The following is a 7,789-nucleotide window of genomic DNA, read 5'->3' as shown; positions in this document are numbered from 1 at the left end:
GGAGAAACTTGGAAAGTACAGAAGATTATAGCAATTATATAAAAGATCCCAGCGAAAGAACAATTAGTATAGGAATCGATTGCCGTATTATTCCCTCATCACTTCTATATTTTAGAGAACGATGCCTGCGACAGTAGTATGCATTTCAAGTGCTGAGTGCCTTGTCGATCCGGCCGTATCGAACGATGTTGCCGTGATCTACTTTGCCATAGCCAGGACAGTCCCTATTCCAGCAGAAAGAGCCTGCCAAGGTGGACTACCCAAAAATGATATGATACCAAAAGATGTTCATAGTTTAGCGTCTTATTCATCCTGAGGTGGCTTAAATTGAAAATAAGACGGATTTTATGCGCTGGCACTATGGTCTTATTGTTCTTTGCAGTTATCAGCCTCGGTTCCGGCCAGCTGCCGACCCTTTCTGCTTCGCCATCTGCAGTAAACCCTGCAGATAAGATAACCGTCGTCTACTCTGGCGCACCAGGATTCGACACCGATTGGATCGCCATCTACAGGATAGACGCAGCGAATGAAAGATACGGGGAGTGGAGCTACCTGCGAGGCGAAAAGAGCGGGACTTTGACTTTTGCCGCCCCCCAGGAATTGGGGGAGTACGAGTTCAGGATGTTTGAGAACTGGGCCGGAAGCAGCAGTTATGAAGAGATCGCCCGGAGCAACACCTTCTCTGTGGTGCGGAGGGAGTCTTCACCCGCCGCAAACGGAGAGATCGAAGAAACCGTCGTTGCCCTTTACTACTTCGATGGGGATGCCGACGACGCGACCGGACAGCATCCCGGAGAATTATTTGGTAACGTATCCATCGTCGCAGAAGAGGGATACGCTCCTGCCCTGAAGCTGGACGGGAGCGGAGATTATGTGAGGGTAGGGAACGTCCACCAGAACCCGACGAGGGACCTCAAGCAAGGGTCTATAGAGATGTGGGTCAGACTTGAGTCGGCCCCTAAGGACTTCGTCCTAGCGGCGTCAGGGAGGGAGTACGGCGGAAGCTATGATGACGGATTCTACCTGGGTACGCACAGCAGGTACTCCAAAAACCTGGTCTTCATGATATGGGCTGGCGGATGGAAGGTGGCAGATAGCGGCATACCTCCAGAAGATCTTATCGGAGAATGGCGACATGTCATGGGGACCTGGGGGCCCCGGGGGGTGGAGATCTGGGTCGATGGGATCCTGAAGGGAACTAATCCCCACACTGGCGGGCTTCCAAACCCGAATTATGCGACGGTCCTCATCGGAACAGACTCTTGGAGATCTGACACTCATGGGCTGATAGGAAGCGTAGTAATATGGGATGATCAGAGATCCTTATCTGATGGGGACTTCGACAGGTCGGAAGAGGTGGGGCTCGTTGAAGGAAGGCCGAAGTGTGCCGACTTCGATTGCAGGGAGGGTGCACCATGCCAGAGCCTCGACCTTCTACCCTGGCCGGTGGTCGATTATACCGATCTCGGGGCCAGCTCCACTGATAGGAACACAGCAGGATGCCTCTTAGACCCCGGGAGATACATAATCTGGAGCGGAAAGAGAGTCTCCGGATACATAGGGGTATCCGACGATTGGAAGGCCTATGGACCGTTTACCCTGAAGGGAGGGACAAGCTACCTCTTCGACGTCAGCGCCGGAACGCTGAAGCCGGTGGCACCGGAGGAGCTGAACTCCATGCTGAAGGAGGTGGGACTCAGTCAGGCGAGGCTCTGGTACAAGCGCTCTACGGCGGATCCCTATGTCCTCTGTGTCGAGATGGGCGATGCCCCTTGAGGAATTGGCAGCCATCCATAAACAGACCCAAACCTATCTTGGATGGGGTGTCTGACACCCCCCCAGATTTTATTTAAAAAAATCCGCCTTGCATCGGGGATAAAGGGAGTACGTGATCAACATTACATGTCTCCGGATCAGTTCGAATTGGAGGTTGCTTTAAATACTGTTGCTTAACTACCTGTCTACTATCAGGGGTTCACTCCTGGCTCTAGGGCTATCTTAATTATTTTTGAAGTTTAATGCCTGCTTTCCTGCAAAACTCCTCAAAAGGCATAGGCTCTTCATCACCGCCTTCATCGGCGTTCAACTCATCAATCTCTTTGTCGGTCAAGGAGTCTATGAAGGCATCAAGCTTTCGGGAACTTTTGTTCTTTATGATTTCAACTGACGAAGCCATCTTTTATAAACTCACATCGATGTCTTGGGATCATTTTTTAGCTCAAATATATCCATTACTACTTCTGACGCTGCATCCGGATTTTTCTTTTTTAGCTTCTTAAGGAACCGCTGTGCTTTCAGCTGGATGGTGAGTTGATAGATCAAATCAAATTGCCTCTACCCGGCTGTTGCCCAGCTCGTCCTCCACCACCAGCAATGTATTGTCGAACTGCCCCTGCACGTCGCTGATGTGGCTGATGGCGATTATCTGGGGAAAACGCTCTTCTAAGCTTCTTAACATCTGGATCATCTTCTCCCGGTGCTCGATATCCTGGCTGCCGAAGACCTCGTCCAAGATCAGGAAGGAGTAGCTCTCACCATCCGGGCCGAAGCGCATCAGGTACTCGCTTATGGCCACCCGCACCGATACGGCGATCATATCGATCTCCCCGCCGGAGTAGCGGGAGATGGGGTAGTAATTGCCGCCGTCCTCCACCTGAATGTTGAAGTCGTCGTCGATCTTCAGCAGGCTGTACTTGCCTGAGACCTCCTCCAGGATTTCGCTGGCCGCTTTGGCAATATCGTTTTTCACCCTGATCAGAACCTGATCCATGAAATCGTTGACAAGGCCTCGGGTCATCTCCACCACCTCCAGCTTCCTCGAGGTCTCTTCCAGCCTCTTTTCGTGCTCCTTCTTTCTCTTCTCCTCTTCTTTCAGCCTTGCCAGTTCCGCTTCCAGGACGCCAAGGCGAATCCTCTTGTCGGACAGTTCCTTTTGCGATGCCACGAGATTCCTCTCCGCCTCGGCCAGGGCAAGTTTTGCCATCTCATGGGTCCTCTGGCTGTAGGCCAATGACTCCATCTCCGCCCTTATCCGGGCGATATCCAATTGCCTGGCTTCCAGGGCACCTTGAGACTCGGCCAGCTTTTCTTTGACCTCGGGCTCAAGAGCCAGCCGGATTTTTATTTTATTGGCTTCTTCCTCCGCCTGGGCCAGCCTCTTTCTCTCTGCCAGTAAAGAGCTGTACTCTTCCGGATCAAAGCCCAGATCCTTGACAGATCTCTCCAGCTCCACCAGGGACCGGGAGGCTTTTTCTATCTCGCTCCTCTGAAGAGCAATCTTCTCCTCCAGAGCCGGGATCTCCTTTGTCCTCTCCAGAAGGGTGATAAACTGCTCGTGCGGGAACTTGCAGCACTCCCACAATCTTTTAGCCTCGATATATTGAGATTCTGAGTAGCCCAGCTCTCTGATCTGCTCCTCCAGATGCTCCCCTCTCTTGGCCAGTGTCTCTATCTCTTCTTTTATCGCCTCCCGTTCCAGTACCCTCCGGGGCAGCTCCTCTTTTCGCACTGCCAGGCCCTGGCACTCCTCCGCCATTGGCGCGAGCTTTGTCAGAGCGGCTTCGACATCCTGGAGCCTTTTGGCGTCAAAGGAGACAGGACCAAAAGATCCGACCATAGCCATGATCCCTTCCATCTCTTCAGTGGCCTCTTTTATCTGCAAATCGGCATTTCTCATATCCGCCTGCAGAGCAGAGCGCAGGCTCTTTTTGGCATTCAGTTCCTCGAAGGCCCCGGCCAGCCGGCTACGAGAGCTTGCCACCCCCTCGATCTTCTCAGTAAGTGATCCTGCCAATCCCTTCAGCTTCTCCCTCTCCTCTTTTGCCTGGGCCAGAGCGAACTGGTACTTTCCGAGGAGCAGATCCCTCTGGCCCTCTATAGGCCTCTCGCAGGTGGGACAGAGCCCCTCACTTCCTAAAGATCTGACCTTTTTAAGTGCCCTCTCATTTTCCAGATACGTATTCTCTTGAACCTTCAGGCTCCCTCTGAGATCGGCTAAGGCGTTATTCAGCTCGGATCCGAGAGAATCAAGGTCCCTGTCCTGCCGGCGCAGTTGTTCCTCTCTCTCTTCCAGGTCTCCCAGGCCCAGAAGATTCTCCCGGATTTTTGCTGCCGCCTCCCGCAGGGCTGCTATCCTGCCCGCCAGGGCCTTTTTCTGGCTCTCCAGAAGGTCAAGCTCTCGTTGCCGTTCTTTCTCTCCGGAAAGCTTCGTCTGCTCAACTTTCAGCCTCTTCTCTTCTTCTATTGCCGGCCAAAGCTCTTCGTACCTGGCAGACGCTCTTTGCAGATCCTCTATAGATCTGTCCACTCGGACCAGGTTCGACCTTGCTCCTTGTAGCCTGATAGCATCCTCTTTCTGGCTCAGGCTGATTTTGGCATACCTCTCTCGCAGCTCTTCCAACCTGGCCAGGAGCACTTGAACCTCTTTGTAATCCTCTTCCTGGGGCAGAAGCTCATCGAGCCTGGCCCTATCCCCTTCAAGCTGCACGAGCCTCTTCTCATCCTTCTCCAGAGCAGCTCTATCTCCCTCCAGTCGAGACTTTGCCACTGCTATTTTCCTGGAGATCTCCTCGTACAGGTTCCTCCTGGGCTCAAGCAGCTCGAGCCTTGACAGGACTCCGGTCAGCCTATCCAGAGCGGGACCGATCTTTTCGAGAAGCCTCTTTGATGCCTCGATCTCCTTCAGACGCCCTTCATCTCTGGCTACGAGAACCTCCAGGCTCCTGGCTTCCTCCTGCAGCCGGGAGGCCCTCTCCGCCAGAATGCCATAAGAGTTCATCTTCTGGTTAAGAACATCCAGTTCCATGAGCCGCAACTCCTTCTCCCCCAGCAATTGGGCTTCGCATCTTTCCCCCTCCACCAGCCCCTCTCTGACAAAGGATATCTCCCGTGACGCCTCCATCAGCCGGGCCTGGACCTCCCCGATCTCCCCCAAGGCTCCGGCCAGCCGGCTTCTCTGGTCTTCAAGGCTTGATCGATCGGATTTGATCTGCTCCAGGGCGCTCTCCTTGATGTCCTCAAGGCCGAGGAGCTTGAGCAGATACTCCCTCTTTCCCATTCCGCCCTCTTTGAGGAGGTTGTCCAGGTCCTTTTGCCGGGCGTAGAAGGTCTTCATGAAATCCTGATAGCTGATCTTCAGAATATCCTCCAATCTCTGGTCGACCTCCTTTGTGCCGGCGGCAATCCTCTGCCCGTCCAGGAATAGAAATGCCTCCGGTGACATATTCTTCCCTTTCATGGAGCGGTAGATATCCAGCTCCCTCTTCCCCAAAGAAAGGGAGAGCTTGACCTCCACAGTCTCCGCATCACCTGCCCGGGAGTTGCGTATGAAGTCCCTCTTTATGCTCGAAGCCCGGCTTCCGTATAAAGACCAGGCTATGGCCTCCACAATGGTGCTCTTACCGGCGCCGTTGCCTCCCACGATGCCGGTGAGCCCATCCTGAAACTCCACCTCCGCCCGGCGGAATTTCTTGAAGTTATGCATGAAAAGCTTGTTAAGGTGCATCTGTTGTCTCTTTTTGCCTGGCTAGTACCGCCTTTTTCATGATCTCTGTCCCATAGCTTACCACCTCGTCCTTGATAGTCTCCGGTATCAGATTCGCCGAACGCCTCTCCCCCAAAAATCCGGCGAAATCCACATGAAGCATCCTTCGGTCCACCGGCCGCTCAATTCTGTCCTCTTCATCGCAAAAATCCAGCCGGATCTTGAAGTAGATCGCTGCCCCTCCCAGGCGGTTGAGCTTTCCCTGATCTATGCTCCTGTAGGCCACCCGGTTGACGTTCTTTAAATTTATCCGAACCATCCGATCTGAAATTTCATCCTCATGGCACATATCCATGATGATCTCTGCTATCTCATCGGATCGCATGCCGCTGCAGTCTATCGGCGGGTGGTCTATCATGTAATTGGGCTTTACCGGTACATTGGATGCTTTTCCAGTCTCCAGGTCGACGAGAAGCATGCCTTTCACATCTCGGGCCTCTCCGAAGTTGAAGTACTCCACCGAACCGCTATAATAGGCATTGGCAGAAACCTGGGCCTGGCCGTGATAGTGGCCCAGAGCGATATAGTCGAAGTCGCTTTTCAGGAGGCTGTCATTCAGCTCGTGCTCGCCCACGCTCCTCATCTTCTGGTTTTTCAGAGACTCGACCATGCCGTGCATCACCAGGACATCCCTTCCCGAGCGCTTGATTTCCCCGAATTCCGTCAGGTAGTCCTGCGGCTCCAGGCAGAAGGGAATGCAATGAAAACAGTGGTCGCCCACCTCGAAGCGCTCATAGCTGTAGCGCTGGGCGATATGCACATCCCTCAAACCCTCGAAGAGCCGGAAGGGGCTGGTCTGGTTGAAGCTCTTGGGAGCATCGTGGTTGCCGCTGATTATGATCACTGGAATTGCTGCCTCCACCAGCCGCTGCAGCCCCCTCTGGAAGATGAACAGGGGCTTGATCTTGGGCCGGACGTGATGGAAGACATCTCCTGCATGGACCACGGCATCGGGATGAGCCCTGATTATCTGCTCGATCGCCTTTTCAAAACCGGAGTAGACCATCTCCTCTATCCTGTTCTGGCCGTGCTCATCCAGGCGGCTGTAGCTGGAGAATCCCAGATGAGAATCGGCGAGGTGGATTATCTTCATGGCAGGAAGGGCTTAAAGCCTCCTCTCTTTATGAGGCCTTCGTCTTTCTCCTCCTGGTTCAAACGGCGCAGGTAATCCTCAAAGCGGTGGATCTTGGCAGGCACGGGGAAGGGGATCTTCAATGTGGAGACCACCGCCTCTCCCTTCTCCAGGGTCTGGATCTCTATGTCCATGGAGGATAGATCCTGCTTGGCCGACTCCTCTAATTGCTGGCGATCATTTCTGTCTCCCAGGCCCATAACCACCAGGGTATTGAACTGAGAGAGGAGCTGTCTGTCTATCAGCTTTGGCTGCTGGGTGATGGCGCACAGACCCACCCCGAACTTTCTGCCCTCCCGGGCAATGCTCTCGAAGCGGGAGATATTGTTTCCTCCGCCCAAGACCCTTTGCGCCTCCTCGATGGTGATAAGGCAGTTCTTTCTCTCCCCCGACGGGTCTTTCTTGTACTCCTCCAGTATATGTCGGGAGAGAACGGAGAGCAAGAAGAGCTCTGAGCGGTCGCTGATCCTCGGTATGTCCACCAAGACGACATCGCCCTTCTGCAGCCGGGCTATGATGTTGTCAAGGCTCGACCTCTTCTTTATGTATTTATTTCTCTCCAGCTCGTTCTTGATCCTCCGGATCAGGACCATGATGGTGGTATCCTTAAAGCCATCCTGCACCATCCTGGCCAGGCCCTCAGGACGCTGAATCTCCTCCAGCCAACTGCCCGAGTCCAGAATCCTGGATATGGCATCCAGGGCATCCCTCTGGGGCGGCGACCAATCGTATAGAAGCGCTATATCTTCAGGCCGAATGTTGCTCTCAGCTATCGCCAGCTCCTCCACATCCGGATCAGAGGCATTCTTTGGATCTGTGGAGTAGCAGGCCAGCCCCTCTCGGTACCTCTTGAGGTGAACCAGCCCTCTTGTCAGGTCTTTTCCCTTCAGATACTCTCCATGAGGATCAACGATCAATAGGCCGAACTTCGACTCTCCCCGAGCAGCCAGCCGCATGCATGAGGCGGCAAAGACCTTCATAAAATTGGATTTTCCCATGCCGGTGGTGGCGAAAACGCCCATATGATGGTCCATGGCATTGCTGTGCAAAGAGACTGGTATATCTTCGACTAGAATCGAGCCGTTTCTCAGGTATCCCACCTCTATGTCTCCCAT

4 protein-coding genes are annotated in these 7,789 nt (G+C 53.6%); 1 reads left to right on the top strand and 3 read right to left on the bottom strand.

Features of this window, described 5'->3' with window-relative positions:
- Positions 1-360: 360 nt before the first annotated feature.
- The gene (locus tag BP727_RS11830; RefSeq protein ID WP_286858975.1) at positions 361-1,776 is read left to right on the top strand and encodes a LamG domain-containing protein; all 1,416 of its coding nucleotides are present in this window, start codon (positions 361-363) and stop codon (positions 1,774-1,776) included.
- Positions 1,777-2,323: 547 nt separating this feature from the next.
- On the opposite strand, the gene BP727_RS11825 is transcribed toward BP727_RS11830, so the two are convergent.
- From BP727_RS11825 to BP727_RS11815, 3 genes are all read right to left on the bottom strand, one after another.
- Positions 2,324-5,482 carry an AAA family ATPase gene (locus BP727_RS11825; RefSeq protein ID WP_286858973.1) on the bottom strand — a complete coding sequence of 1,053 codons (3,159 nt, stop codon included), beginning with the start codon at positions 5,480-5,482 and terminating at the stop codon, positions 2,324-2,326.
- Between the two features lie 10 nt (positions 5,483-5,492).
- The gene (locus BP727_RS11820; protein ID WP_273278630.1) at positions 5,493-6,635 is read right to left on the bottom strand and encodes a metallophosphoesterase family protein; all 1,143 of its coding nucleotides are present in this window, start codon (positions 6,633-6,635) and stop codon (positions 5,493-5,495) included.
- A partial coding sequence (locus BP727_RS11815) for an ATP-binding protein (RefSeq protein ID WP_286858970.1) occupies positions 6,632-7,789 on the bottom strand: 1,158 nt, incomplete at its 5' end. The genes BP727_RS11820 and BP727_RS11815, both read right to left, overlap by 4 nt.

Origin of the sequence: Methanosaeta sp. UBA356 (assembly GCF_002496465.1) — an archaeon.
GTDB classification, from domain to species: domain Archaea; phylum Halobacteriota; class Methanosarcinia; order Methanotrichales; family Methanotrichaceae; genus Methanothrix; species Methanothrix soehngenii.
This window is presented reverse-complemented; position numbering and strand designations above follow the sequence as displayed.

Coding starts and splice junctions, on each gene's coding strand:
- BP727_RS11830 (WP_286858975.1), top strand. CDS start 361: ATGGTCTTATTGTTCTTTGCAGTTATCAGCCTCGGTTCCGGCCAGCTG.
- BP727_RS11825 (WP_286858973.1), bottom strand. CDS start 5,482: ATGCATAACTTCAAGAAATTCCGCCGGGCGGAGGTGGAGTTTCAGGAT.
- BP727_RS11820 (WP_273278630.1), bottom strand. CDS start 6,635: ATGAAGATAATCCACCTCGCCGATTCTCATCTGGGATTCTCCAGCTAC.